The sequence below is a fragment of the Bacillus sp. es.034 genome, assembly GCF_002563655.1.
Lineage (GTDB): Bacteria > Bacillota > Bacilli > Bacillales > Bacillaceae_B > Rossellomorea.
In genome coordinates this window covers 3322867-3348139 of sequence record NZ_PDIY01000001.1, presented here as the reverse complement: position 1 = coordinate 3348139, position 25273 = coordinate 3322867, and the positions used below count along the sequence as shown (strand labels likewise).

Annotated in this window: 24 protein-coding genes and 1 pseudogene; 13 read left to right on the top strand and 12 right to left on the bottom strand. The window is 38.6% G+C overall.

Features of this window, described 5'->3' with window-relative positions; all coding sequences use genetic code 11:
• Positions 1-867, top strand: a complete 867-nt coding sequence (locus ATG71_RS17085; protein ID WP_098440716.1) for a 2-oxoacid:ferredoxin oxidoreductase subunit beta — start codon at positions 1-3, stop codon at positions 865-867.
• A gap of 22 nt (positions 868-889) precedes the next feature.
• Here ATG71_RS17085 and ATG71_RS17080 read toward each other — a convergent pair whose 3' ends face one another.
• Positions 890-1897, bottom strand: a complete 1008-nt coding sequence (locus tag ATG71_RS17080; protein ID WP_098440715.1) for a coiled-coil domain-containing protein — start codon at positions 1895-1897, stop codon at positions 890-892.
• Between the two features lie 489 nt (positions 1898-2386).
• Between ATG71_RS17080 and ATG71_RS17075 the strand changes: the two genes are divergently transcribed.
• From ATG71_RS17075 to ATG71_RS17060, 5 genes are all read left to right on the top strand, one after another.
• A complete protein-coding gene (locus ATG71_RS17075; RefSeq protein ID WP_098440714.1) occupies positions 2387-3559 on the top strand; it encodes a BMQ_0737 family morphogenetic spore coat protein in 1173 nt (390 codons plus the stop codon).
• A 94-nt stretch (positions 3560-3653) separates the two neighbouring features.
• Complete coding sequence (locus tag ATG71_RS17070) at positions 3654-4862, top strand: GumC domain-containing protein (RefSeq protein WP_098440713.1); 1209 nt, start codon at positions 3654-3656, stop codon at positions 4860-4862.
• 20 nt (positions 4863-4882) lie between these two features.
• Complete coding sequence (locus ATG71_RS23825; protein ID WP_286163146.1) at positions 4883-5017, top strand: hypothetical protein; 135 nt, start codon at positions 4883-4885, stop codon at positions 5015-5017.
• Positions 5001-5417, top strand: a complete 417-nt coding sequence (locus ATG71_RS17065; protein WP_286163138.1) for a M67 family metallopeptidase — start codon at positions 5001-5003, stop codon at positions 5415-5417. The genes ATG71_RS23825 and ATG71_RS17065 overlap by 17 nt, the downstream gene beginning before the upstream one ends.
• Positions 5418-5795: 378 nt before the next feature.
• On the top strand, positions 5796-6077 hold the full coding sequence (locus ATG71_RS17060) for a glycosyltransferase family protein (protein WP_142953491.1): 282 nt from the start codon (positions 5796-5798) through the stop codon (positions 6075-6077).
• A 21-nt stretch (positions 6078-6098) separates the two neighbouring features.
• Here ATG71_RS17060 and ATG71_RS17055 read toward each other — a convergent pair whose 3' ends face one another.
• Positions 6099-7010: an NAD-dependent epimerase/dehydratase family protein gene (locus tag ATG71_RS17055; RefSeq protein WP_098440710.1), complete on the bottom strand. Its 912-nt coding sequence runs from the start codon at positions 7008-7010 to the stop codon at positions 6099-6101.
• 1013 nt (positions 7011-8023) lie between these two features.
• On the opposite strand from ATG71_RS17055, the gene ATG71_RS17050 reads away from it, so the two are divergent.
• Positions 8024-8740: a hypothetical protein gene (locus ATG71_RS17050; RefSeq protein ID WP_098440709.1), complete on the top strand. Its 717-nt coding sequence runs from the start codon at positions 8024-8026 to the stop codon at positions 8738-8740.
• The gene (locus ATG71_RS17045; RefSeq protein ID WP_098440708.1) at positions 8727-9992 is read left to right on the top strand and encodes a nucleotide sugar dehydrogenase; all 1266 of its coding nucleotides are present in this window, start codon (positions 8727-8729) and stop codon (positions 9990-9992) included. The genes ATG71_RS17050 and ATG71_RS17045 overlap by 14 nt, the downstream gene beginning before the upstream one ends.
• A gap of 377 nt (positions 9993-10369) precedes the next feature.
• On the opposite strand, the gene ATG71_RS17040 is transcribed toward ATG71_RS17045, so the two are convergent.
• The 3 genes from ATG71_RS17040 to ATG71_RS17030 are packed head-to-tail and all read right to left on the bottom strand — an operon-like array spanning position 10370 to position 12765.
• Positions 10370-11269 (bottom strand): glycosyltransferase, encoded by a 900-nt coding sequence (locus tag ATG71_RS17040; protein WP_286163048.1) that lies wholly within the window; start codon positions 11267-11269, stop codon positions 10370-10372.
• 33 nt (positions 11270-11302) lie between these two features.
• The gene (locus ATG71_RS17035) at positions 11303-11983 is read right to left on the bottom strand and encodes a galactosyltransferase-related protein (protein WP_098440706.1); all 681 of its coding nucleotides are present in this window, start codon (positions 11981-11983) and stop codon (positions 11303-11305) included.
• A 5-nt stretch (positions 11984-11988) separates the two neighbouring features.
• Entirely contained in the window at positions 11989-12765 is a 777-nt protein-coding gene (locus ATG71_RS17030; RefSeq protein ID WP_098440705.1) for a polysaccharide pyruvyl transferase family protein, read from the bottom strand.
• A gap of 127 nt (positions 12766-12892) precedes the next feature.
• On the opposite strand from ATG71_RS17030, the gene ATG71_RS23160 reads away from it, so the two are divergent.
• Positions 12893-13090 carry a hypothetical protein gene (locus ATG71_RS23160; RefSeq protein WP_142953490.1) on the top strand — a complete coding sequence of 66 codons (198 nt, stop codon included), beginning with the start codon at positions 12893-12895 and terminating at the stop codon, positions 13088-13090.
• Between the two features lie 606 nt (positions 13091-13696).
• Here ATG71_RS23160 and ATG71_RS17025 read toward each other — a convergent pair.
• Together ATG71_RS17025 and ATG71_RS24030 are read right to left on the bottom strand one after the other, a co-directional pair.
• Complete coding sequence (locus tag ATG71_RS17025) at positions 13697-14578, bottom strand: glycosyltransferase family 2 protein (RefSeq protein WP_098440704.1); 882 nt, start codon at positions 14576-14578, stop codon at positions 13697-13699.
• A gap of 455 nt (positions 14579-15033) precedes the next feature.
• Positions 15034-15423, bottom strand: a pseudogene (locus ATG71_RS24030) (hypothetical protein).
• Between the two features lie 247 nt (positions 15424-15670).
• Here ATG71_RS24030 and ATG71_RS17010 point away from each other — a divergent pair.
• Positions 15671-16873: a hypothetical protein gene (locus ATG71_RS17010; protein ID WP_098440701.1), complete on the top strand. Its 1203-nt coding sequence runs from the start codon at positions 15671-15673 to the stop codon at positions 16871-16873.
• Between the two features lie 40 nt (positions 16874-16913).
• Here ATG71_RS17010 and ATG71_RS17005 read toward each other — a convergent pair whose 3' ends face one another.
• Positions 16914-17987: a coiled-coil domain-containing protein gene (locus ATG71_RS17005; RefSeq protein WP_098440700.1), complete on the bottom strand. Its 1074-nt coding sequence runs from the start codon at positions 17985-17987 to the stop codon at positions 16914-16916.
• A 320-nt stretch (positions 17988-18307) separates the two neighbouring features.
• On the opposite strand from ATG71_RS17005, the gene ATG71_RS17000 reads away from it, so the two are divergent.
• Positions 18308-19066, top strand: a complete 759-nt coding sequence (locus ATG71_RS17000; RefSeq protein WP_179886572.1) for a CsxC family protein — start codon at positions 18308-18310, stop codon at positions 19064-19066.
• Between the two features lie 144 nt (positions 19067-19210).
• Here ATG71_RS17000 and ATG71_RS16995 read toward each other — a convergent pair whose 3' ends face one another.
• The 3 genes from ATG71_RS16995 to ATG71_RS16985 form a co-directional block, all read right to left on the bottom strand.
• Complete coding sequence (locus tag ATG71_RS16995; RefSeq protein ID WP_142953489.1) at positions 19211-20488, bottom strand: hypothetical protein; 1278 nt, start codon at positions 20486-20488, stop codon at positions 19211-19213.
• A 319-nt stretch (positions 20489-20807) separates the two neighbouring features.
• A complete protein-coding gene (locus ATG71_RS16990; RefSeq protein WP_098440698.1) occupies positions 20808-21563 on the bottom strand; it encodes a CsxC family protein in 756 nt (251 codons plus the stop codon).
• A 195-nt stretch (positions 21564-21758) separates the two neighbouring features.
• Complete coding sequence (locus ATG71_RS16985) at positions 21759-22526, bottom strand: CsxC family protein (RefSeq protein WP_098440697.1); 768 nt, start codon at positions 22524-22526, stop codon at positions 21759-21761.
• A gap of 234 nt (positions 22527-22760) precedes the next feature.
• Between ATG71_RS16985 and ATG71_RS16980 the strand changes: the two genes are divergently transcribed.
• Together ATG71_RS16980 and ATG71_RS16975 are read left to right on the top strand one after the other, a co-directional pair.
• The gene (locus ATG71_RS16980; protein ID WP_098440696.1) at positions 22761-23942 is read left to right on the top strand and encodes a ParM/StbA family protein; all 1182 of its coding nucleotides are present in this window, start codon (positions 22761-22763) and stop codon (positions 23940-23942) included.
• Positions 23943-23954: 12 nt separating this feature from the next.
• Positions 23955-24341, top strand: coding sequence for a hypothetical protein (locus ATG71_RS16975; RefSeq protein ID WP_098440695.1), 387 nt, complete (start codon positions 23955-23957; stop codon positions 24339-24341).
• 45 nt (positions 24342-24386) lie between these two features.
• Here the strand turns inward: ATG71_RS16975 and ATG71_RS16970 are convergent, their stop codons facing one another.
• Positions 24387-24962 (bottom strand): CotY/CotZ family spore coat protein, encoded by a 576-nt coding sequence (locus tag ATG71_RS16970; RefSeq protein ID WP_098440694.1) that lies wholly within the window; start codon positions 24960-24962, stop codon positions 24387-24389.
• Between the last annotated feature and the right edge of the window lie 311 nt (positions 24963-25273).

The following is a 25273-nucleotide window of genomic DNA, read 5'->3' as shown; positions in this document are numbered from 1 at the left end:
ATGGCTACCTTCAAAGATTTCAGGAATAATGTGAAACCAAACTGGTGTCCTGGATGTGGGGACTTCTCGGTACAGGCTGCCATCCAACGGGCTTCTGCCAATGTGGGTCTGGATCCGGAACAGTTAGCGGTCGTTTCAGGAATCGGATGTTCAGGACGTATATCCGGATACATCAATTCTTATGGCTTTCACGGAATCCATGGGCGGTCACTTCCAATTGCCCAGGGATTGAAGATGGCCAATAAAGACTTGACCGTCATCGCTTCAGGCGGGGATGGGGATGGATTCGCCATCGGTCTTGGACATACGATCCATGCCATTCGCCGGAATGTGGATGTCACTTACATTGTAATGGACAATCAAATTTATGGATTAACAAAAGGACAAACATCTCCACGTTCGTCCGCAGGGTTCAAAACCAAGTCTACGCCTCAGGGATCGATCGAACAGGCCCTTGCCCCGATGGAAATGGCCCTTTCGGCAGGAGCAACCTTTGTCGCTCAAAGCTTCTCTTCTGACTTGAAAGAACTGACGGCATTGATCGAAGCGGGACTTAACCATAAAGGGTTCTCCCTGATCAATGTGTTCAGCCCTTGTGTCACATATAATAAAATCAATACGTACGATTGGTTCAAAGAGAATCTTACAAAGCTCGCTGATGTGGAAGGTTATGACCCGTCGAACCGGGAGCAGGCCATGAATACACTCATGGAGAAGGATGGCCTTGTGACAGGATTGATTTATCAAAATAAAGAACAGCCATCTTATCAGGATCTTGTGTCAGGTTATTCCGAAGAGCCTCTCAGTACTCATGATTTACGATTAGATGAAAGTAAATTTGATGAATTAGTAAAAGAATTTATGTAATGGAAGAAACCGGACTCCTTTTTTAGGGGCCCGGTTTGTTTTTTAATTTATTGATTTCTTCATTCAAGAGGGAGTTGGTGAATTGAAGATGATGGATGGTATTTTCATACTTTTTCAGAGTGTCTTTCGTGGCGAAGGAATCTTCTTCACCGTTAATGAATACTTTATCCTTCAAGTCTTTGATGTTCATTCTGACGGACTGAAGTGAACGTGAGACTACGGTTTTATCCTCCTGCATTCTTTTTAATTTTTCCTGTAACTGTTGAATGGATAACTCATGATCCTTCTGAACTTGACCTGCACGTTCCAGATCTTCTTTTTGTTGCTTGTTGACCCATTCAAATAGGATCCTGGTTTCCTCTAAAAGATGATGTGACTCATATAACTCGACCTCATGTCTGAATAGGTGATTTTCTAACATTTCATTGTCAGACAGGAGACGATGAATATGGTCTTCATTAAAACACTTCTCCAAAAGCAATTGATGCTCACGTGACGCCAACTCTATTCTCACATCTTCAAGTAGTGCCTCAAGCTCCCATAACTGTATTTCTTTTTTATATAATTGTTTTTGTACTTCTTGGTTAGCTTTTAATAGTCGATCCTTTTCTTTTAACAAGTAACTATTCTCAACTTGTAAGGCAAGTATTTCGTGTTCAAGTGTGTTCCGTGATTCAACGGAGTGTTCCATTTGTTCCTTAGTATCTGATGCACGATGAATCGTGAAGGTCCGTAGTTGGTCCTTGACCTGGTTAAGGAGGTACCGTAGCTTTTTCACTTCCCTTTCCTGTGCAGCCAAAAGGGCTTGGTATCTTGAGGTTTCCGTGTTTTTTTCAGTAGCCTGGATTTCAAGCTCCTGAAGATAGGTTTGTATCCGGCTTTGTAAAAGATCGTTTTCTTTTTTGATGGCGGCATAATATTGGGCACGGTTTCCGTTTTCTAATCTTTCACATTTATTTTTGTACTTTTCCATTTCAGATTTATAATGGATGATTTGCTGCTGTAGCTGGATGTTTGAAAGTTGTCTCACGTACGTAAGCTCCTTTCGGCCATTTTTCTAATATGTATATGTAAGAATGGTGATGAACGGTATTTGTCCATGAAAGAAGCCATGTAAACTTCCCAGCGTTTACATGGCTTTTATATATAATTAATATCATTGCAATGATAGTCGATTGTTCACGTTCGTAATATTCATTTAAAGGAAGCAGCGTAACTATAAAAGTTGAATCACACTATATATAAAAGTTTAATCGTCATGTTCATCATGTTGCATGTTTATTCAGTTTCGTTTTTTCATTCCTCCTTTCCTTATGATATATGATATGAAGGTTTAGATGCTGATGTACTGTCAAACGTCTATAGAATCAGCCTTTTTTTAAATAGAATCAAAAAAACTATTAAAATGCCTATTATTTTTTTTTTTTTCAATAAATAGGTGTTTACTCTATACCAAATTCCTTCTCGTCCATAGGATATATTGTGATATAAATATTCATTAAAAGAAAGGAAGATTTGTTTGAAGAAGCGTAAACAAATTAGGGGTTCCCAGACTCCTACACCAACACCGACGGGTATTCCCTTGGATCAAAATGACTTAGCACCAGAATGTATCCGCGTAGACAAAGTATATGACTGGGTGTTCTTTGCGAACAAGTATGAGAACAAGAACTTTATTCCAGATGAAGCTTGTCGCGCAGCAGTCAGTGCAGCCTTAGCGGCAGGTCGAAGAGTTGAGGTGCAAACTGCGCCGGTAAATCCTGCTGACGTCAGCGTTTCAGGTTCAATCATTGAAAATGGTAATCCTGGAAAAGTCCTTATTGTCTGGACAGTACCTGTAGATGTGACAATTCTGATTGATGGAGTAGCAGAGTGCTCTTTCACTGTGCGCACTCAGTTCACAGACGAAATCATGCTTTGTGTGCCGGTCGGAATTACAAATGACAACTTGAATATCAGAGCGACTCAGGTTATTGCAACGTCCAGTGGAGTATTAATGGGACCAGATCCATTTGGACCAATGATTCCATTAAAGGTCGTACTTTGTAAAGATGTTCAAGTTGAGTATCCAGTTAAACTTGAAGTTTTGGCAAAATTCTGTTTCCCACGACCTAACAATATTCCAGTACCAGAAGATAGACTGAAATGTGACTTGAGCCTGCTTGAATTCCCTCGTCAATGTCCAGGGCTATTCCCGGTTGACAACTGTGAATGCCAGGCGACTGCTCTTGCTAGAAACGAAGATACACTTGCAACATTCGGTGCAGAAGAGGTAACAGGGCTATCGACACTTAGAGCAGAGATTTGTCAGGAATGCTCACTTGCAGATAGTACATGGTCTTACTCCTTCACAGATACAGAAGTAGGTCCTACACCGGCTCCGACTGGAACTGGATTCCAACCTGACTTCAGCTTCACTTTTGATCCATCATCCATCGACAGCGTTACTTGCAGCGAGAATGGATTAACAGCTGTAGGAGAAGGTATTCGCTACTTTGATGGAGCGCCAGAACAACTGTTCTATGAATTGCAGATCGTTACAGGATTATTAGGTCCTATCTCTGAAGGCTTCCGCTTAATCTTAAGAAATACAGCTAATGTTGTAATCTTTGATAGTGGATATGTAGAAGCATTGGTAGAGTTCGGTGAGTGTGACACATTTGCAGACTTACTTGGCGGATTGGATGACTAATTAATTCAGGGAGAGAGTAAGCTCTCTCCTTTTTTTTAACATGTAAACAAACCATACATAAGATAATAAAAAAAACCAAATGGAGGTGAATAAGATGAACGAGAAGGAGAGCAAGCCCGAATCCTGGAAAGATGGACCGGAAGTATTAAATGATATTCATATGATATCTGAAGAACTCGAGGCTCTATATAATCATTATTCAAGGAGAATTAAAAGTGTTTCAGAGGATTTGTCCAGGGAAAGAGGAAAGCATAAAGTATATCAATCAGAAATTGCTGAGAATCATCACACAATCCAGGTGTTGACGGAACAGATTGAATATTTACTTCAGGATATCGAAAGAAAGCAACAGCTCTATATTCATTTGCAGAATGAGCTAAAAGAAGAATCCTTTCGTGATCATTTATCGGAAGAAATCAACTCAGTCATTACAAAACCAGAGGCCCCTGTTGAAGACATACATGAAGAGGATTTATGGGAAGTTTCTGATTACATCCTTCCTACAGCCATCCCTGAAATAAGGGTGATCTATGAAAGCACTCATAGTCAAAAAAAATCATTACTTGAAAATGTTAAAAATGAAGCTATATCTTTGCTGGTTGAAGCGAATGAGTACTTTGTATCCGAGAGCAATAAGTCCATTGAGGTCGAGGTCTACTCCAACGCATTCCCGACATATTTGGAGTGGATAAGAAAGCAGCGAAAACAATACACGGTGGGAATAAATGAAAGGTGGTATTCAAAAATGTGGAAATATTTATGGGGGAAAGAAGAAGAAAATAATCATCCTGAAATTCTTAAGAAACTTGATTTGATCGAAGAACAATTAGTCTCATATGCTTCCAAATTCAATGAAGTCAAGGAATCTTTGAATCAGAGCAATTCGAGAGAGGAAACCACTCAGAATTACTTGCAGAAGATAAGTCAATTGCATGATCAGTTAAAAAAAATCGAGGGACATTATGAGGAAGAACTCCATGCATTGAAGGATCAAATAGAAGAATTCAAACAAAGAGAATCAGATCTTGAAAGACAAATGACATTATTAAATGAAAAATATACTGGTAAGCAGAAGGAAAGGAATCAGAGGGAAATCGAACTGGAACAAGAACTGGTAAAGCTTCGTCAAGGACTAAAGTCCCAATCTAATAAGAAAAATGACCTATATAATAAAATGAAACAGCAGAATTCAGTAAAGAAACAAACTCCGCAGGTAAATCCTCAATTCGAAGAATATGGGAATATACCTTTGGCTTCGGAAGCGAAACGAACGATGTTTAATCCGAATAAATACATCCGATGAATTTGAAAGGGGGGAAGAAGATGCAATCCAAAGATTTAAATAAAATATATAAGCAGTTAAAAAGCACGCCCATTGGGATTAAAAAAGAGCAAAGGAAACAAATCGAAGCGAAACGAACAAAGTTTAAATTCAAAGGCTGTGGATGTAACGCCTAAAGAATCGGTCATACTTTCCAACCGTATCTATACCAGGATCATGTTGGAAGTCAAAAAAGATCTTCCAAATGAATCATGTGGACTGATCTCCGGGAAAGAAAACAGGTGTTTAACCGTTTGGCCCATGAAGAATATAGAACCTACACCGTACTCTTTCGCAATGGACCCAAATGAACAGGATCAGGTCAGATCACATATGCTTAGGAAAAATCAATCCTTTGTCGGGATATATCATTCCCACCCACTTGGCAGACCTGTACCTTCGAAGGATGATGTTTCATTTTCTCTTTACCCTAATGTTTATTATTTCATTGCATCCGTTGGGGGAAGAGAGGAGGAGCTGCGCTGCTACAAGATTAATAAAGGAAAGGTAAAACATGTAGATATAATTATTCAATGAAAGAGTGCTGCTATAGGCACTCTTTTTTGTGCGACGGGCAGTCGCACCTTGAATGTTACACACTCAAGATTAATGGTTGGAGTACGATACGTAGTATAAACAACTCCCGAAGTCCTTCAGTTAGAATACTGATAGAGCTAACGGAGACTAATCCAGGGCATGTTCGTGAGGTTGTGCTCGGAGGAGATGCGGATGGATTGAGAGAGCTGTAGTCGTATGCAGACCCAAATGCAAAAAGTGTGAAGCACCGCGGCTGGATAAGTTGGCGACTATGCGAAAATAATGGGAAATTCGAAAGGTGTTCATTTAGAGAATCAGCCGAGTGAACACAACTTATCAAATGGATGAGATCCAATCAAGAAAAATGAGAGATGCACTGTGATGGCCGAATCCGATTTAATTAAACAAGCGGGTTGGTTCGATGAGAGGTTAAAATACACACTGGATTACGAAATATGTTCCCGTTTGACCCTGCACATGTATTATTTGGATGAAGTGCTGGTATTGTATTGGGTCCATTCAATTATGGTTACTGCAAAATATAGGGAAGGAATGGTGAAAAAACCAGAATATATTCAAAGTGAATTTCAACAATTCTTTAAGCTGCTACGTAAAAAATTGATAAAATACAAAAATCATCAATCAAGTGTTGAACATTGATTGATGATTTTTTTGAGGTAGTTAAAATGGATAGGATAAATAAGTTTCCTTTAACCCTTTTTCAATTGAATAATGGGGTTCCCAAGTTAATAAACGTTTGGCAAGGCTGTTATCTAAACAACTATGCTTTATATCTCCCTGTCGATCTGTTGTGTGGAAGGATAGGATGTTACTTGAATGATAGTTATCTAATAATTCAATCAATTGAAGAATGGACGTCCTTTTCCCGGTACTGATCTGAATAGTCATAGGTTGTTCCTTTATAGCTGCAGCAATATTTGCCTCAACCACATCTTGTACATAAATATAATCACGGGTTTGCAATCCATCACCATTGATTTTTAACTGTTCATTCTTCAGAAGTTTCTCAAGAAATACAGCTATGACACCTCCTTCTCCTTTAGATGTTTGTCTGGGTCCATAGACATTGCCATATCGGAGGATGGTGAAGGGTACTTGAAATGTATCGAAATATAATTTTATATAGTTTTCCGCCGTTAGTTTCGACAAACCATAGAAAGAGATGGGAGAAGGCTGGTGAGTCTCATCAATCAAATCACTGTTTACATTTCCGTAAACCGCGGAAGTAGAGGAAAATATAAAATTTTTTATGGGGAAGTGCCTACATGCTTCCAATAAGTTTAGTGTTCCCCCTGCATTGGTAAGCATATCATTGACTGGAGAGAGTGTGGATTGTGAAACATCTGCCTGAGCAGCCATATGAAATATAAAATCCGGCTTCTCTGTAAGGATAAGGTTGTATGCTTCAGATGAAGAAATATCCATTTCATAGAATTTAGCTAATGGATTTAGAAACTTTGCTTTACCACTGCTTAAGTTATCGATAACATGTACACTTAATCCTCTTGAGATTAATGCATCTACTAAATGAGAGCCGATAAACCCAGCTCCTCCTGTTACGATTGCTTTCAATTGGCATCTCACCTTTCACTATTTTTAATAGCTTATGCTATATATTCAAACTTTGATGGAACATAAGCCCTTAATCATAAATAAATCTAAAGATGTAAGGACTTTAGCATAACGGTGAAATGAATCCTACCCTGTTTATGGCTAAATTATAATTCTAAGTGAAGTAATGCATTTGTGATAATTTATGGACGATGATTGGAATTCCTCATTTTAGGTGGAGTAAAGAAATCCACTTCAATCAGCAATTCTAGAGAAGTAAGCTATGCATGTTTGGTACAGTTTGCAATTTATACAAGTATTTATCCAGGCTTAATCTACAATTTGAGATAATTACATTTAGGTGTTTATGGCTTATCGATTCTTCCGTTTATTTCAATAAAAATTTACAGTGGATACCCACGTAGTGCGATGGCTCTTTGTCTGTTTAACGTTTTGGCCCCTCCGCTTGGTACGTAAAAGACAAATAATACTTTCATATGTCATCTTCAGAATAAAATTAGGTTCTTATAAAACAATCCTCTTTTTTTTATATGAGAACTCTTCAAGTTTGAATAGGGATAATGGCTATTTTTCAAAACTTTGATTTGTTTGGTATGTTCTCCTTCCCCTATCACGCTTTCCTTACGGCCTAATGCCGCTCTTAACCTCTGGTTAAGTATAATTTTTTGGCAATCGAAATTTGATTGCTCAATTAAAATCTAAATTGTAAATGATGTAAAGAAAATGAGTCACAAATCTGTTGTCTTTGCCTTTTCTTATTCACTTAAAAATTGATTCCCTATACCAATTGCATCTTATAAACCACCTATACCGATAGGGCGCATGTTACAATCGCTTTGGTCTGAGGTTTAAATTGTAATGAACCTCTCTCATTTTGCAGAGAAAAGCCTTTAACAGGCTTTTTTATGTGCTAGTGCCGTTACATAAATCCGAACGTTTAATATTATGGAATATAGATGGAATGATGAACGATAATAAAGGGATAGTTCCATTGGAAAATTGAGGTGAATACATTGAATGTAAATAAAAGGTCCGTAATCATCCCTTCTAAACGAGTCAGAAATGATAGGTCCCCCATGACCGTGCTTTCTATGTTGAATCCATTAAAAATCATTACCGTGGACAATTGCTCAACAGATAAGGCGAAAGAAGTCGTCAAAGAACTAGTAGGCAGGGTGATTCTATATATGTATCTACTCGGGAGGAATGTACCAAGGGCGATAGAGGTCTATTATGAAAAAGGTGATATCCTGCTTGTAATGAATAGGGGTCAAGTTATTTCTACTAAAAAAATCAGACCATTCACACTAGCTGTTGAAAATGGAGCGGATACCACTCTTTATGACTCCAGCTATTTGCTGAAGCGAGGGTGGATGCCACACTGTACGGCAGTAGCAAGGAAAGGGTGGAGTCTCCTTCTGAATAAACCGGAGAATAACATCAATTCGTTCATTTCCATTCGGCATGCGTTGGACCCAAAAGATTTGATGAATCCTTCTTTTACCTATGTAAAGGCGATTCTGTCCGGATGCAAAGTTTCAGCGCCGAGAAGGATCAAGAATGCTGAAACAGATGTCGAATGTAAAGAAGTCTTACTCGGTGATCATATGGAAACCATTCATGTATTGTTATTTGTCACGGTTAAGCAAGGTGGATTCCTTGAAGGGGAAAAACGTGAAGCCAACATGGATTTAAATGGAAAGGAGTGTGACGGGGATGCCGGGAATTAACAAGAAAGCGGCCATTATAGGATTGGGCTATGTCGGGATTCCGCTTGTTGAATTGTTTATAAAAGGTGGGTGGGAAGTATACGGCATAGATGTCGATGCAACAAAGATAGAGAACCTGTTAAACCATAAAAGCTATCTCAGTGATTATAAAGATGAAGAAGTTGAAGCGTTTTTTTCAGCGGAGCTCTTTTACCCAGGAACTTCTTTTGAGGTGATCAAGAGTGTGAATACGGTGATTATATGCGTACCTACGCCTTTAACTCCTGACCATCAGCCGGATCTTAGCCATCTCAAAAGTGCACTGGCGGGTTGTCTTCCTTACCTTCAAAAGGATCAGCTCATGATATTAGAAAGCTCCACCTATCCGGGGACTACAGAAGAAGTGATATGTCCTGAAATTGAAGCTTGCGGTTTCACCCTTGGGAAAGATTATTATGCAGCCTACTCCCCGGAAAGGATTGATCCCGGTAACAACCTGTACAAGCTACATCAGATTCCCAAAATAGTGGGAGGAATGACAAAGGAATGTACCGTAAGGGCATATGAAGTATATGGGTCTATATTTGACAGTGTGGTTCCGGTTTCATCCCCAAAGGCAGCCGAGATGTGCAAGCTTATCGAAAACTCCCAAAGGCTTATCAATATTTCGTTCATGAATGAACTTCTCCACCTATGCGAGAAACTAGACCTGAATCTCTGGGAAGTCATCGAGGCAGCAGGGACAAAACCGTTCGGCTTTACACCTTACTTTCCCGGACCAGGCATAGGAGGGCACTGTATACCAGTCGATCCCATGTATCTTGTTTGGAAGTCAGAACAATATCATCTGAACCTCTCCCTTATTAAAGAAGCCTTTAAAATAAACGAAGCCATGCCGCATTATGTGATAAGTAAAATTGAAAGACATATCAGCGGTGGATCATTGAAGGGGAAGAGTATATTAGTAATCGGTGCAGCTTATAAGATGAATATAAATGATGCACGGGAATCATCCGCCCTCAAGATTATAAAATTCCTGATGGATAGGGGAGCCGTTGTTCAGTACCACGACCCTTATATCCCCCGCATCAAGGTAAATGACCATATCCTCCATACTGTCGACCTTACAGAAGACAACCTTGCCGCCGATCTAACCCTCATCCATACCAATCATTCTTCCCTTGATTATAAAAAAATCGTAGAATACTCAAAACTCGTTCTAGATACACGTAATGTAGTAGATTCAAAAGATCACAAAGTCATAACATTGTAGTAGAAAAATCTCCCTGTCCATAACCCCTTTACAAATCTCCCCCGCGGATTATATTGGCATGGCAAAATAAGGGGTATCTAATTCGCGGTCAACATATAACGAATTATGAAATTAAAGAACAAAAAATATGTAGGATATCCCTCCGATAAACAGTAAAAGAGCAACTTATGTTTAAATTCGAACAACCGTCGCTCTTTTTTTTCTGTTGAAAAAACGGAAGTATTTCAGAGATGTACTGTATCAGAAGATGTGGTTTACCTCGGTAAAATTGTAACTTCCACAGAAAAGGGTTCAGGTAGGGAAAATGTTAATGGTAAAAAAGGAAGTAGAGTCATGATAGCACCCTGCTTCCCATTTTTATTGATATACATTATTTGTCAGGTGATTATTCTTTTTATGGCTATCGTAAGTTCTTTAGCTCGGATTTGGGTAGAATGTTTATTTCGAACCATATTATAGCCATTGGTGCTTATTCTTTGTCTTTCTGATTTATTGTATAGATAGTATTTAGCCTTTTTTAAGAAATCATTTTGATTTATTGCAACGAAATTTTCTCCTGGAATGAAGCCGAGGTCCCGAAGTTCCTTGGAATCAGATGCTAATAAGAGTGTATTACATCCCAGAACTTCAAAATATTTTTTTACAGGGTACTTATATATCGAATCACAAGTGAAAAATAGCTTGGCCTTGTTGACTTCCTGCACATATCTTTCTCTTATAAAAAGATTTTCGCGATTAGATATGTTTCGATAACCAGGGTGAGGATGGTAGACAAATTGAGGGTGATTTGACAATGATGTTAATATATCATGCCGTAGGGGATAAATACTTTTTTTTGTAGCTCCCATCATCAACATCGGTATGCTTTTTGGCTGGTTCATATCTTTAAATAGATTTAGGTCAATATGGTGCGGCATCCAAATCATTCTATTTACAAGTTTTGGATGAACCCTGATAAATGCATCCCGATAACAATTGAAAATATGTTTGATATTATTTACGGTTACATGATAGTTGAATTTGTCGAGGCTGTGAACATCCTCTACATATACTCCGAATGGTAACTTTAATGTCTCTAATCCGGAAATTTTCGGGCAATTGATTGACCCATAAAGATAGATCAAGATAAAGTCAGGAACAAACCTTATATTTTTGAGAATGGAGTGAATATTTCCAGAACTATGCCAAACCTCTAAATCTGTGATAGAAGATAATTCTTTTTGAAGACCATAACGTTCTGTATGGAGCCACTGGCTGAAATCATTACTAATCAACAATAATTTTAGTTTACTAATTTTTCTTCCTCCTTTCTAATTTTGACGATTTATAATCAGCTTCTTTAATTTTTGAATATCTCCTTTTGTCTCAAAATATTTGCGAAGCAGTGTATAGTTATTTTGGTAATTCGGATTGCCCTGTTGTTTATTATTAGGATGCCATAAATGATAGATTTCTTTATTCATTCTGTATTGTTTTCCACATATATTGTTAACAGAAAAGGCAAACGCATCGTCTTCCCCGCCCCAGCCAATGAATCTTTCGTCAAATCCATTCACTACTTCGAAGTGTTTGCGTGGAATAAGGGTCAGTCCTCCATTTGGTGTGTGTGCGCGTACTTTGCTTTGAATAGGGAAGGTAAGCGGCCAGCTCGGTTTTGTTTTTAACAATTTCTTTGTACTCTCTTCCTTGATATCGTAAACTCTCATATAAGGAATAACCCATGCATGATCTTTAAGTTTTGCATTCGCCTCAATGATTAGATTAGGATCATAGAAAATATCATTATCTGCAATTAAAAATAAGTCAGTCTTGGCTTTTTTTGCAGCATCGTTAATTGCCTGGGAACGTGAAAAAAGTTTTGATTCAGAGTGTCCTAGACATATTTCTGCAAAAGGCATATATTTTTGGTAGAAGAGCTTTACCCATCGGAATGCTTCATCTCTAGGGCCATGATCCGGTTTATAAGGAACTAAAACGGATAATTTAATCATAATCTTTACATCCCCCAATGTTCTTTAAAGGTAACAGGAAATCCTTTTAAGGAGAATTCTACAATGCCCGGAACCTTGTGGTAATTAGAACCACGATAATAAACTTTTTTTCCCAACATGGCTGAAGCGATTGTAACATGCGCCCTATCGGTATAAATGGTGTTATAAGATGAAATTGTATGGAGCCATTGTGGTAGGCTTTTACATGTTACTGAAAGGTCATTATTGTTTTTAGGGATTGGATAATTCTTTCTCTCTCGATCTTCTCTATATGCATATAGAATTCCTTTGCCGGGTTGTTTATAAGGTTCGAAATCATAAAAAAAAGCAGTGTCATATGCATAGTCTGCGTTGCAAATATCTTTGATCATTTGATAAGACTTCATTTCTCTGGCAAATACAAGTGCTTTGGTTTTAGATAGTGTATTTCTAACCTCCTTTAACGATGTGTCGAAAGAGGAGGGAAAGATTATTATTCGATCAAATCTTTCTTCTATCTCTTTAAGGTAGTTTGGCCAGGAATGAAATGCTGAGCACCATCCACCGCCTCCAGTAAGAATGGCCGTACTGCCCTCCAAGTTAGATAACTTGTCTCTTGAAACTTTTTTATAACTCACTTTATCCAATAGCTGGTAAGCACCTTCCCAAATTAAATGATCTCCAGTATTTCCAGGTCCATAAATAAATGTAATATCAGGGGAACCTTTTAGTGAAGAAAGTAATTTATTGCGGCTTGTATTTAACCCGCTATTAAAATTTGAAAAATCATTTGTAATCGGCATGATAAAAACTCCTTTATTAGAGATTGTTTTATGAAGTTAGCTTTTTCCATCATATTCGTTTATTTACAAATGGCTTGTATGAAAGCCTAAATTGTTGTTAGTGCATTGTACAAATCGATCTTTGTCAGTGACAACGGTTTTCATCAACTCCGGCATCAATGCAGCAGAGGTCGTCATATGGGATGATCCACGCTTTTGGGGGGTGGTTACTTATGGAACGCAAGTGGGTGGGGATGAAAATCTTGCTTCTTTGGCAACCGTGTATGTAGGCATTACGTTCAGTGATACGACGCTTCGGCATGCAGTGTTTTTCTCTTTAGGATAGATCTCCTTATTTAAATATAGAATGTTATCCCACTAGCTTAGAATAGTTTACCGATTTTGTCGTTGCACAGAGTGTCCCTAACCGATGGGACCATTTACCTTTGAATTTTCTTCGATCGAATTGATGACAAAATTCGTCTAGGTAGGCTTGGAGATGTTTGGAGTCAAGTCCAAGATATGATACAAATCACCAACAAATGATTTGGCGTTTGAAAGGATAGTGAGTAGCCAGTGAATGCATTACTCAAAAGGGAGAAAGAATGAGAGCTGCGTAGTTTCATCAAGTTAAACTTACAGATTTTTAGAGAGAGACAAAAAGTTGATGAGAATATCTCAAAGTGCTCTTCCATTAACCACTGACCGATTCTAACATACCCTTTTGATCAAAATGTATAAGACAAACCAGAAAATCTATTTTGGAAAATGAAAATATCCTTAATCAAATTTTGAAAGATATCGCCACATATTTGAAAAACTCTAACCGGGTATCTCATTACAGCTATATTTCTTTCAGGCTGTAATGAGATTTTTATATTCACCAAAAGTCGCACAATCCGGTATGTGTTCATTTACAGCGAGAAGGAAAAAATGGTGTTCATTCAGATTACTAAAAGTATATGTTGAACTTCTTAAACAAATCTTCAATGTCCATTTTTCTTTTTCTTATATATAGAGCTCTTTTCCGTAATACACCGTCTTTGATCACTTTTTTTTCAATTGCACTTGCTGAGCCATGAATAACCAATGATTTGGCTTTTTTAATTCTCTTATCATCAAAATGAAGATAAGCCATTCTTAGTAAGTTATAATAGACTCCATCAAAATTCACATTATATGGATGACTTGTTCTAAATAAATGGAGAACTGAAATTTGTGGATCACAGTGACATTTATATCCAAATAGCCATAGCTTGAGGGATATCTCCACATCTTCATGGCCCCAGGTTGAAAAGCCTGTTTCAAATCCTCCGATTTCGTTGAACACCCTCCGAGAGATGATGATACAGGCACCTGGTAAGACGGGAGTTTCAAAGAAAAATCTACGTTTCTGATGCCATTTGATTTTAAGTGAAGGAGTAAGAGATTGGCCATATCCCTTAATGGTCGGGTCGGCGATAGATCCGATTGCAGGGCAGACGGCGTCGCTTTTCCCCATAATGATATGATTCACCAAACGATCGATCCAAAAATTTTCAAAGGTCATATGAGCGTCACAGAACGCTAAATATTGATACTGAGCTTTCTCAGCTCCCAGGTTTCTGGCATTAGCCGGCCCAATCCCATCGGTGCGTACATAAGTCACTTTGTTCTGGTATTGGTAGTTTGTAAGAAAGCTGCAGCATTGATCCGTCGAAGCATCATCCACGATGATCGCTTCTATTTCGATGTTGCTCTTAACACTAAACAAAGAGTCTAGAGTCATTCTTACATTTTTCCCTTCGTTTCGCACAGGAAAAATGATAGATACTTTTGGAGTCTTGCTTCTCATGTTTTCGCTCCCCAACTGTGTGATATTCTACGTTAGTGTATGTAAAAAACGCTTTTCCGTGAATTCACAAAAAGGCTGCAACACTTGCCGCAGCCTCATTAATACCTATTAAATGGAACACAGGAAAGAAGGGTTCGTAAGTACTTTCTGCCCGATTACTTCCTATACAATCACGTGACCGGTAGCTGTATCCAATTCCATTGTAGGAACGAGTTCGGAATAATAGCGGGCACAGCCATCTGCATTCAAAAAAATTTTAATGAACTTCCAATAGAAGTGAATTCAATTCCTCTTTCTTGCCTTTGAAGATCGTCGATATACTTCTGAGTCGCTTCCGACAGGTGGATCTTGATCACGACTTTCTTCACCTCTGAGTGATTTTTAAATTTCAAGATCTCGAGTTCTATCTCATCCTTGGAAAATTGATTAAAGAATTCCTGAGTATCGTAAGTTCCTTAATAATCCACTGCGCCTGCATGATCCCTGACTACAATAAAGTGGGTACTACCGAAATTTTTACTCAAAATGCTATGAAAAACGGCCTCCTGTGATCCGCCATTTCTCAAGGCTGCCGGGGAAGTGGATAACAGTACCCGATTTTTTGGATAGTACTCATCGAGTAATACCCTATAGTTTTTCATAAGTATTTCCGCGGGGATATCATCTTGTTTCGTATCGCCCACCAAGGGATGGATGAGTAGACCGACTACAATTTTAAGTGCCGGTTTTTGGAGATATTAATGAGCGCGATGGATCGGGTTACGTGTCTGAAAGGCAGCGACTCTGTTCAAACCCCATTCCTTAAACCGTTCACTCAGTTGCTTTGGAGTTAGAAAACCTTTCAAAGAAACTATAGGTAATTGAAGGAGTTTAACAGGCCCGGTAACACATATTTCTTTCTTTTGGAAGGTTCTCTGAACCCCAGGGTGGAGATTGTCCAATGTTGTAAATCAAAAGAGCGCTTCCGTTTCTTTGCTATATTCATATATTTCTTCTAATTTCAGAGTACCGAATTCATTTTCAGAAATTCATATTTCACCTCAAATATTCATAAGATACATAGACTACAACAAAAGGGTGGTGAGCCTGTACATGAAATTATCAATTAACAACCATGATTGGGGAACGATTCCATCACATTCCGTAGCTGCCATCCAATTTTATTGTGCGGAGAATAATCATCAATTTCATCTGGATGAAGAAGCCCAGAGGGTGGAAGTGAGAAGTTCCCTTCATGGAAAGAAAGTATGGCTATCAGTGACTACACAGAATACAAATATAAACAATGAAATAAATGAAAAAGTAACCAACGTATTAACTGAATATGGAATTGATGTTTCTTCAAAACGTAATACAGAAAGGATCAGGGAGGGGGATTTGTTAGTTGAATTGGTGTCCAGTCATTCACAGGGTGAGGGCAAGTCTGTTTCGGTCGGTTATAATGAGAGGCTGAATTCCATCAATGTAAAGAAAAATCTCTCAATATATAAGAAGGAATTGCCCTTCAAGGGATACTATTTGATACCTGAACACCACTCCATTCCCCATCTGAGATGCTCGATTAAGTGTATAGATGAGGAATTCCTATTAAAAGAAAGCCCTGTCTTACTAACACATTGTGTGTTGAAAACATTACTCGGAAATCAGAAGCCAAGTTTACTGGATCTTAATGTTCTTCATCTATTCCAAACGGTAAGGAATCAGGGAGGGGAAGCAAGCAGTCATAAAGACCAGAAGAAGCCAAGTAAAGATATCCAAATGGATGATAAAACGTACGAAGAAATCAAAATGCGAAAAGCAAATCGTAAAGTTCAAAAAGCTCAGGAAAAAAAACCATATGTGGAAATATATTTTGATTACAATGTCATACCCAATCGAAAATCAGAACGTTATTCCATCAAAGCCGATTTCTTCATAAAGAACACAGGAAATGTAGACCTGATGAATCCGAAGATCTGCTTTAGAATGGATCCGCCGGATAAGATTGAAATAGGAGGACAGATCCTGCCACCTGAAATGAGCGAAATCTTTTCTCTGCAAGGTCAAAACGGGGCACAAGGATGGAAGTATATGGGGAAGGATTGGTTGGAAAAGGCCTATTCCACAGGAGAGTATTGGATAGAATCGATACAGGAATCATTCATCCCCCCTGGTGAAACGATAGCAGTGGAGGGGCTGCAATTTACGGTTGAACCTCTTGAAGAACAGGAAGTTTCAACCATTTTAGGGTTTGTATTATTTGAAGAGCAGGAGCTTCAGCTAAGCTCAAATAACAAGATAAAGATTACATTTTAAAAAAAGACGATGCCACGGAATTTACTGTGGCATCGTTTTGTCATTCCTTTTCATTCTCTATGAAATAATAATCCATCGGAGCTGGAAGTTTTTCTGCAGAAGATGTTTGACGTGCTGTAATGATAGGAGTCTGACTGCGTTTATGGCTCTCCACCAGCCGTTTGAGCTCCAATAGACTGTGGGTCAACGTTACATTATATTCCCGTATGGAGTCGACCTCCTCAAGAAAATCAACAAACTTTTGCTCCACCTGCTCAAATTTCCCTTCGAGTACCTCATTCTGTAGAGTAAATTGAATGTCCTGTTCTTGTTCAACCGCTTCGATCCGTTCATCCTGCAGTTTGGTACGTTGATCGATATCAGCAAATTGGGAGGAAAGCCACCACTCATTTTCTTCAAAATGTTTTTGATATTGACTGATGAATGTTTTAATATACTCCATCTTTTGCTTTTCTGCTTGAATTAATTGCTCCTTTGCAAATTGCAATGAATCAAGGGTATGTTTCCTTTCTGACAAGGCCTTTTCCAACTCTTCGGTTTTAGCTATCAGGTTAAAGAATATTTCTTTCTTCGTATCTTCTGAATGGGCCAAAGCTGAGTTCAAATCTGAAATATGAAGTTTCTTTCCTTGCAGTTCACTGTTTAAGCTGTCTATTTTTCTTAGGTGCAGGATGTTTTCCTCCAAAAGGGATTGATTTTTACTGAAAAGATCTTTTTGATCCTTCTCGATTTCCATTATTTTTTGAGATAATTGTTTTTTTTCGAGCTTAATGGAGAGAAGTTCCTGTTGAAGGTGATTTTTACTCACTTGGGACTGCTGCAACAGCTCATCCTTGCCGTGTAAGGCGTCATGAAGGGCCCTTACCTGACTTTCCAGCTTCTCTTTGCCTTCTTTAAACAAGTTTCGGTCTTTTATAAGTTCCCTCTCAACGGTTTCGTTCTCATCGATCCGGCGGTAAGCAAGCGTTAATTCCTCCTGAGCCTTCTGAAGTTGTTCCTTATGGTACTCGTTTTCAGCATACAGATAACTGCTTTTCAAAGTTCGAATCGTTTTATTCAAGTTCTCGATCTCAGATTTCAGATAGAGGACCTCTTGATCGGAAATGGTGTACATCGGTGGTAATTTCGCATCCTCCCTTATGATAATCTCCTCCTAAAGACTTTTACTCTATTGTATGGACCCAATTGGCAAACGTTACAAATACCCAAGCTGTTTAGATTGATTAAAGCTTACCCTGTATGAGTTCATAGCATGTTTCATAGATTACTAGAAGAAGTGCTAGAAATATGTTTAAGCCTACCGACAGTCGTCCACTCATTTCTTCAAAATATTCATAGATTATAGTAAGTCAATAGAAAAGGAATCCTCACTGTTTTTACTACATCTATGGCCTTTTCCATTGATTAATTTATGACTATCAGGAGTGAATGGATATGAAAAAGAATACAGGCTGCGGATTTGGTCATCACGGATGCCCTCCACAACCATCAAGCGATAAGGCAAAATCAAAAAGCTTATTTACAGAAACATTCGTGCCAGATCTTGACTTGGAAGAAGTAACAGTTGTTCTTGGAGATGTATTTCTTCAATCTTTAACAGAAGCGGAAGTTCATCTGCCAACCTATGCTAGTGCCATTAAAAATATAGAGAAAAATGTATCGCTCACACAATGTAAAGCAATTCCTGTACCAGGGTTTCCGGATTACGTGAAATTATTCGTAGAAGGGATTGTCCATAAGAACATTCAATATGTAGAAGGTTCCTATGGAGTTGTAAAGGATTATAGTGTTGACATTCCTTTTAAAGCGTATGATCGAGTGAGACTGGCTACCCCTGTCAACAATCCGTTCGGAATTGACTTCAGCATTAAGAAGAATGTGTTGCAAAGAAGAGAACTTGCCAAGGACGGAATGGGAGCTAAGCGCTGCGAATTTGGATCCCTGACGTTTGAAATCAATAATGAACCGATCAATTGCAAACTTCTGGCTTCTGCTGTTAATCAGTGGGATATTACAGAGAATTTTGACAATTGGGGACGATTTAATAAAATCACAGAAAAAATGGACATCAATCTTCTAATTAAATTAACTCAGAAGAGACAACAATTGGCTGGAGACGGGGATACAGGTGGAGGAGAAGAGCAAGGTCCAGAAGTAGTCTATAATCGTTTCAGAAATATCATCCAACAATAATGGCACGATTAGAATGTCTTTGACTTACTGGTATATGCTGTCTATAAGCCATTTTAATTTGATACGAAGATAACTGTGAGAGGGTAGAGTGACGAGTAGAGAAGGGGTTCACCTTGAGGGCGAACCCCTTCCTCTTTATACATATTATTGAATCAAATCATCTGAATGGATGTGCACAAATTGTTCTTGTGTTAAATGAAGGCATACCTGTAAACAACCTTGGATTTTTAAAATTGACTGTCCTTTTTGCTTAAAGGATTCATGGTGACTGATAAACGTGAAATCTTGTAGAAAATGTTCAATTGGTTCACAGAAGGAATAATGACATTCATGATGAGTGCTTGGTTCTTGGGTGCTTTCTGCCATGAATGTGTATTCTTTCCTCTCACTCTTAGGGACCTTAGGCGGAAATATCCAACGAGTGGGAATGGTGCGATCCCATTGAATCGGAATGTTGATAGAGTGTATAGAAGCGTTTTCCCCTGGATGTAAATATTGAATCGAAGCAACAAGCGTCCCTTTCACAAACACAACTGCAGCAGGGATGGGGATATGTGTTTTAAGAGATTGGATGGACCAGTGTATAGAAAGGATTTGTTCAATTGGAAACGGTAATTCAACGTCTTCAAAGATGGCGACCTCAATCTGCAAAGTGGACAGTACAACGGGAATCTTTACAGTTAAAGAGCGAGAGTCGGGTAAAGCGGTTTCAGTCCCACTTTCCAGATGTTGTTCTTCCGAAAATAGTTCATTTTCGAAACGCTCTTTTAATGCGGTCAGACTTGGGTGTTGGGGTTCGGTTTCCTCGACATCCTCTTGATGTTCATGCCTGACTTCATCGGTCTCCTCTTGATGTTCAGGTTTGTCGTCCCTGATATCCTCTTCATGCTCCATGATCGTTTCCCGCTCTGTGGAAATTTTTTTGAGAACCGAGGTTAAAGAACCAATGCAATGAAAGAAATCAGTCTTACTTGTCAGCGGACTAGATTTATTTTCACAGTAAATTGTTTCTAAGTAATGACTAAAAGAAGGCAGGTGATTTTCATTATAATCAAATTCATGATCCGAATATAGCAATTCTTCTTCAAGTGCAGGAGGGGGAGCATCGTTAGAATCCCCATTCGGTTCATGATGATTTTCTTGGTCTACATGGAGATCTTTTTGTTCCTCCAGCTCTTCCTCCAACATCATAAATATCTCTTCCCGGATCGATACAGGTTCATTTTCTTCTTCAGAATTCTCTATAATAACCTCTTGTTCCACGGAGGGTACGATATCGTTATTTTCATTTAAAGTCGAAGGGGCCGTGTTGTCCAGGGTTTCAGATAATTCCTTTACAGTGTTATCGGACTTTATGTCTCCGTCCTCCTCATCAGCCGACCCATCGGTTTTGCTCAGTTGATTTTCTTGACTTACCTCCATATCCATCACCTTTGGTGGAGGGAAAAACGTGGGTTGTGTATGAATCTTTTCCTGAGATCCCTTTTGCAGGTCTGTATCTTTTATGGGACTTTTTTTATTCGTCATTTGATCTTGTAAGGAAGGATCTTGGTTCTGAGTAAGGTTAAATAGAGAAAAGGAAGGCGCTTTCCGGCTGTCTTTCTCATTTTCTTTCATCTTATTCAGAAAATAGCTTTCTATATCATTTTTGTGTTCTTCTCTCATAATCATGGTGATTGGTGCGCTTTAACATCACACCTAATCATTTACCTCCTCTCTAAAAATGATTGAATAGGCATGATCAGTCACAATCATCATTCGTGGTGGAGGTAACCCGTATTTGTTGGTTCTGAAGAACTTTTACACATATATCTATGACCATTTTCTCTTCAATGGTGCGGAAGTAGCCTTCTCCAATGGGACCGGAATGAGGGAGTGGACACCGGTCGATGGCTTCATCCCACTCAATGATTTTGCTTGAAACCAACTCACAGTATGGGATTTCATTGTAAAATTGATGGCTTTCCTGATGGAATTGGGATAAATCATGGGTTTGTAGTTCATCTTTCTCCGGATACCCGGAAGGCAGCGGTTTTGAAATAAAGAAATCAAATTCCTGGCGATTATTCACTTCCGGCATAACCGGCATGGATAAGAAATGCTTAATGTCTGTTACACACTGAAAAGGTATATCAACTGTGTATGAATGAAGATCTGATGCAATCGAAGAAAGGGACGTTTCTTCAATTTCTTTACAAGGGCTTGCATACTGGATGTTTTTTCGTACAAAACCTTTTACAAAAAGTTTATTAGAAGGAAGAAGAAGTCTGCACTGTGTCAGTTTTATCGTTTTTTTAATATCTTTAATTTCCAAAACGGCTTCTGGAAAGGTGATTGTCGCATCTACATTTACCTGTAGTGTCAGTTCTGCCAATACGACAGGTACTTTGGTCACAATTTTTCCGATACTGACTTTTGGGTGGTGACAATGGTTTTTACAATCATGCATATTTGACGTTGCATGGCATTCGGACATTTTATGATGATTTTCAAACATAAGGGGCCTCCTAAAGCAAGATAATGCCATCTTATGATTTAGATTGATAGATGTTTGGGCCTGAGCCTATATGTATAGAGACTAATTATGGAAAGCCTGTCACAAATACTGATGAGAATGTTGTACAGAAAAAATGCACTCCCCCTATTGTTATCGATAACAGTAGGGGGAGTGCTGATGATACTAGGTTACTGCTTATTCTGCAGTAAGACGGATTTGCTGTTTTTGTAATACTTTAATGGTAAAGTTGAGGGACATTTTTTCTAGCATATTGTAGAAATATCCTTCACCTACAGGACCTTCGGATACACGATCTGTTGATTCATCCCACTCTAAAATGCTGCTTGAAAGCAATTCACAATAAGGAAGTTGATTGTAGTATTGATTGCTGTATTGATGGAATTGGGAAATATCATTTGATAAATATTGATCCTTCTCTGGATAGCCTGTACCTAAGTCTTGTGCTCTAAAGAAGTCAAATTCCTGACGGTTATTTGTTCTTGGGAGCTGGACTGGTGATTCCAGGGTAATCGTAGTCATGCATTTAAAAGGGACGCGGACCGTTAATGATTTAATGTCAGAAGATACACAGGATCCATCGAATCCAGATCCTCCACATGGTGTTGCGTATTGAATGTTCTTGCGCACATACCCTGATAATAGCAGAGGAAATTGTGCACCATCTTCACTGAAGTCGCCATTGCTTGTTGGAATCGTCATTAAACGGCATTGTACAATTTCGACTTTCTTTTTTACATCTTTGATTTCCATCACAGGCTCAGGAAATTTAATGTGTGCTTCAAGGTTACTTGATACACGATATACTCCTAAATCGACTGGAACATGGACAATTCTTTCACCTGCCGGGGTTAGAATGGGATTGACTGTTGTGTTGTCGCAGTGATCGAGTGAAGCAGACTTATCTACGTTCACACAATTTTTACTCTTATTATAATCACTCATTTTTTTTCCTCCTATTTAATAAACAATATTTAAACTACACTTTATAATATGCGGGTAGAATCTATTAAGAGTGGATATATGAATCAGTATAAGAGTGGAAATTTACTAGGGAAAATCATTTTAGTAGAAACAACGCACTTCCATTTTCCGTTACTTCCCTGAAAAATTTATGACTGGGTACGTGCACAGATGTTTTCTATCCCGGCATAAGCTTAAGGGAAGGAGGAGGATGTAATGGATAGGCATAATTTTGCAGCTGTTGACTTAGGGAACAGCTTTTATAAAGCCATTGTATCAACTCAAGGTGAAGTAAGAGAGTATTCCATGCCAAATGCAATTGCGTTATTTGATGAAGAATTTTATGAGAAACCTTACGACGAAGAGGATATTTTACTACAAGACAATTTGATTGTGGAAGTGAACAGTTCAGCACTTCATGAAAAAAGGGATCCATATTATATCGGTAAAGCAGCAGCCAGACAGCGAAATGTAAGTTTAACGTCCTTTAATAATCAGAAGGTAGATGAAGACCGTACTTACACCCTTTTATTTGGCATGTTGGCCCATCATACTGTAATGAACAACCGATCTGAGACAGATCTATCCTTTGAGATCGATCAATTGGCGGTCTCTCTGCCGACCACTCAGTATAAAGAGCGGAAAGATACGTTGAAAAGCCGTCTCATCGGGACCCATACAGTTTATCTACACAAGGTTCCTGGAATGGCTTCCCCTAAAGAAATCATTGTAAGGCTTCATATTAAAGATGTCATTATCGGGGCTGAAGGAGCCTGTGCCTACCTGGCATTGACACGGGATGAAGAGACATTGGGAGTCAAAGATGAAGCTCTTTTACAGGACTCTGCCAAAGGGATCCTGATCGGTGACCTGGGAGGGGATTCAGTGGATTTTGTAGGGATCAAAAACAATAAGCCAGTAGCTTCCATCGAGGGCGAGCCTTTCGGGATCAACCAGTTTTTAGATCATATCATTCAGAAAGTCAGTAAGTATGAGCTATACAAGTTCGATTCAAGATCTGAGCTAGAGGAGAAGCTGGTGGCAGGTCAATCCGAGTGGTATGTAGAACCATTCGCCGGGGTGAAAAAGGATATAAGTAAATATATCATTCCGCAGTTAAAATCATTGGCCATTAAATACCTGGAGCATTTCGACCGGGTAAGGAACAGCTCAAATGAAATCAAAGGAGCGGTCAAATACATTGCAGTTGGCGGTGCTGCAAAAATAGCCGAATCCCATATCAGGGAAGCGGCGGTGAAATGGGCAGAAAGAGGACGCCCCATTGAATTATTTTTCCCGCAAAATATGGAAAAATTAAATGTATCAGGATTGATGATCCTTGCAAAATTGAATCAATTAAAAAACAATCCTATGCATATGGAATATACAAAAAGCTAAAGGGTGATGAGTATGCCTGAAAAATATGCAGATTACTTTCAAGATACCATTCTAACGATCCCCGATAGCTTCGTAAATGTTAAAACCGGGGAAACGAAAGCCATCACTTCTAAGATTGTAGAGCAAGTCGCCTATCATGCAAAAAATAATACATTGAATCATCTTGTTTTTTCTGCACTGCATGATTACCTGCACCATGCTAAACCTGTTCAAGTTAATGTACAATCCGAACGTGCCATATTAGAAAAACTAGTGGAATTAAAGAGATTGCTGCTTCAGCATGGAAATGATTCCTCCAAGAGCTTGAACGAATACACCATCAAGAGTCCAAAAGAACTAAATCATGCTTCCGTTGGAATGAAAGAAATTGACGATCTACTTGAAGCTTTTGGAGGATGAAAAAGGTGAACGAATCTCGTTCACCTTTTTTCATTCCGGATGCATTTATAAATGAACGGCAGGCAGGCAGGTAATAGCACAGAAACAAGACAAGTCAACAGTTATACAAATTCCGGTTCCCATCAAATCATCCACACTTTTATGGTCGATTTGTTTACAAGGTGATGAGAGCGAGCATTTACTTTCATGATGATGTTGGGAGTCGCCCTTATGGTGGTCGGATTTAAAGGTCAATAATTCAAGAGTCGCACATCTATGATCAAGGTCTATTAACTTAAAGACGTAGGTCTCGATGCACTTGAAGTTTTTTTTCTTTTTTGAATGACAGTGATAGGTAGTGACACCAGTGCCTTTAAATGGCTCGCATCCACAATATAAAATAAATGGGATGGTATTTTTTTTGTGTTTCTTTTTTTCACAAAGTAAATCCTCTATGGACTTTTTACACGAAGTTTCACAACCATGGTCTTTTTTTGCTTTTTTCTGAGCTTCAAGGATTGCTTCTAAAACGTCTTCTACACAATGGTCATAATGCCTGGAGCGGGAGTCATGGCATTTGTTCCTTTGATAATCTTCATGGAAATAGGTGTCCTGAGCATTTGATTTCTGACTATAACTCATTCTTTAACACTCCTTTACAATTTACTACTAATTATCATACGTTCATAAGGGAATATTCGATTGAGCCTCTAGCCTAAAGTGATAAAAATAGATTTCAGGTGCATCATTAGTAGTTAGTCAGTGTTTAGGATTTGATAGAAGAATGTGTTTCCCTGTGTGGCTGAAAGGAAAAAATATACGAAATGAAACGATCACCGTACAGTAGAATCAATAGCTATGATAGGAATGAAACATTTTTCAACACTTAAGCGACTCTATTGTATGTGGGGCTGAAAACCTTTATACTATAGTAATGTGCAACAATGTTTATC

Excerpts from the sequence above, each read along its gene's own strand:
- ATG71_RS16970 (WP_098440694.1), bottom strand. The coding sequence starts at position 24,962 with ATGAGTTATAGTCAGAAATCAAATGCTCAGGACACCTATTTCCATGAA.
- ATG71_RS17045 (WP_098440708.1), top strand. The coding sequence starts at position 8,727 with ATGCCGGGAATTAACAAGAAAGCGGCCATTATAGGATTGGGCTATGTC.
- ATG71_RS23825 (WP_286163146.1), top strand. The coding sequence starts at position 4,883 with ATGCAATCCAAAGATTTAAATAAAATATATAAGCAGTTAAAAAGCACG.
- ATG71_RS16990 (WP_098440698.1), bottom strand. The coding sequence starts at position 21,563 with ATGTTTGAAAATCATCATAAAATGTCCGAATGCCATGCAACGTCAAAT.
- ATG71_RS16995 (WP_142953489.1), bottom strand. The coding sequence starts at position 20,488 with ATGGAGGTAAGTCAAGAAAATCAACTGAGCAAAACCGATGGGTCGGCT.
- ATG71_RS17030 (WP_098440705.1), bottom strand. The coding sequence starts at position 12,765 with ATGCCGATTACAAATGATTTTTCAAATTTTAATAGCGGGTTAAATACA.
- ATG71_RS17070 (WP_098440713.1), top strand. The coding sequence starts at position 3,654 with ATGAACGAGAAGGAGAGCAAGCCCGAATCCTGGAAAGATGGACCGGAA.
- ATG71_RS17025 (WP_098440704.1), bottom strand. The coding sequence starts at position 14,578 with ATGAGAAGCAAGACTCCAAAAGTATCTATCATTTTTCCTGTGCGAAAC.
- ATG71_RS17010 (WP_098440701.1), top strand. The coding sequence starts at position 15,671 with ATGAAATTATCAATTAACAACCATGATTGGGGAACGATTCCATCACAT.
- ATG71_RS16980 (WP_098440696.1), top strand. The coding sequence starts at position 22,761 with ATGGATAGGCATAATTTTGCAGCTGTTGACTTAGGGAACAGCTTTTAT.
- ATG71_RS16985 (WP_098440697.1), bottom strand. The coding sequence starts at position 22,526 with ATGAGTGATTATAATAAGAGTAAAAATTGTGTGAACGTAGATAAGTCT.
- ATG71_RS17005 (WP_098440700.1), bottom strand. The coding sequence starts at position 17,987 with ATGTACACCATTTCCGATCAAGAGGTCCTCTATCTGAAATCTGAGATC.
- ATG71_RS17035 (WP_098440706.1), bottom strand. The coding sequence starts at position 11,983 with ATGATTAAATTATCCGTTTTAGTTCCTTATAAACCGGATCATGGCCCT.
- ATG71_RS17000 (WP_179886572.1), top strand. The coding sequence starts at position 18,308 with ATGAAAAAGAATACAGGCTGCGGATTTGGTCATCACGGATGCCCTCCA.
- ATG71_RS17085 (WP_098440716.1), top strand. The coding sequence starts at position 1 with ATGGCTACCTTCAAAGATTTCAGGAATAATGTGAAACCAAACTGGTGT.
- ATG71_RS16975 (WP_098440695.1), top strand. The coding sequence starts at position 23,955 with ATGCCTGAAAAATATGCAGATTACTTTCAAGATACCATTCTAACGATC.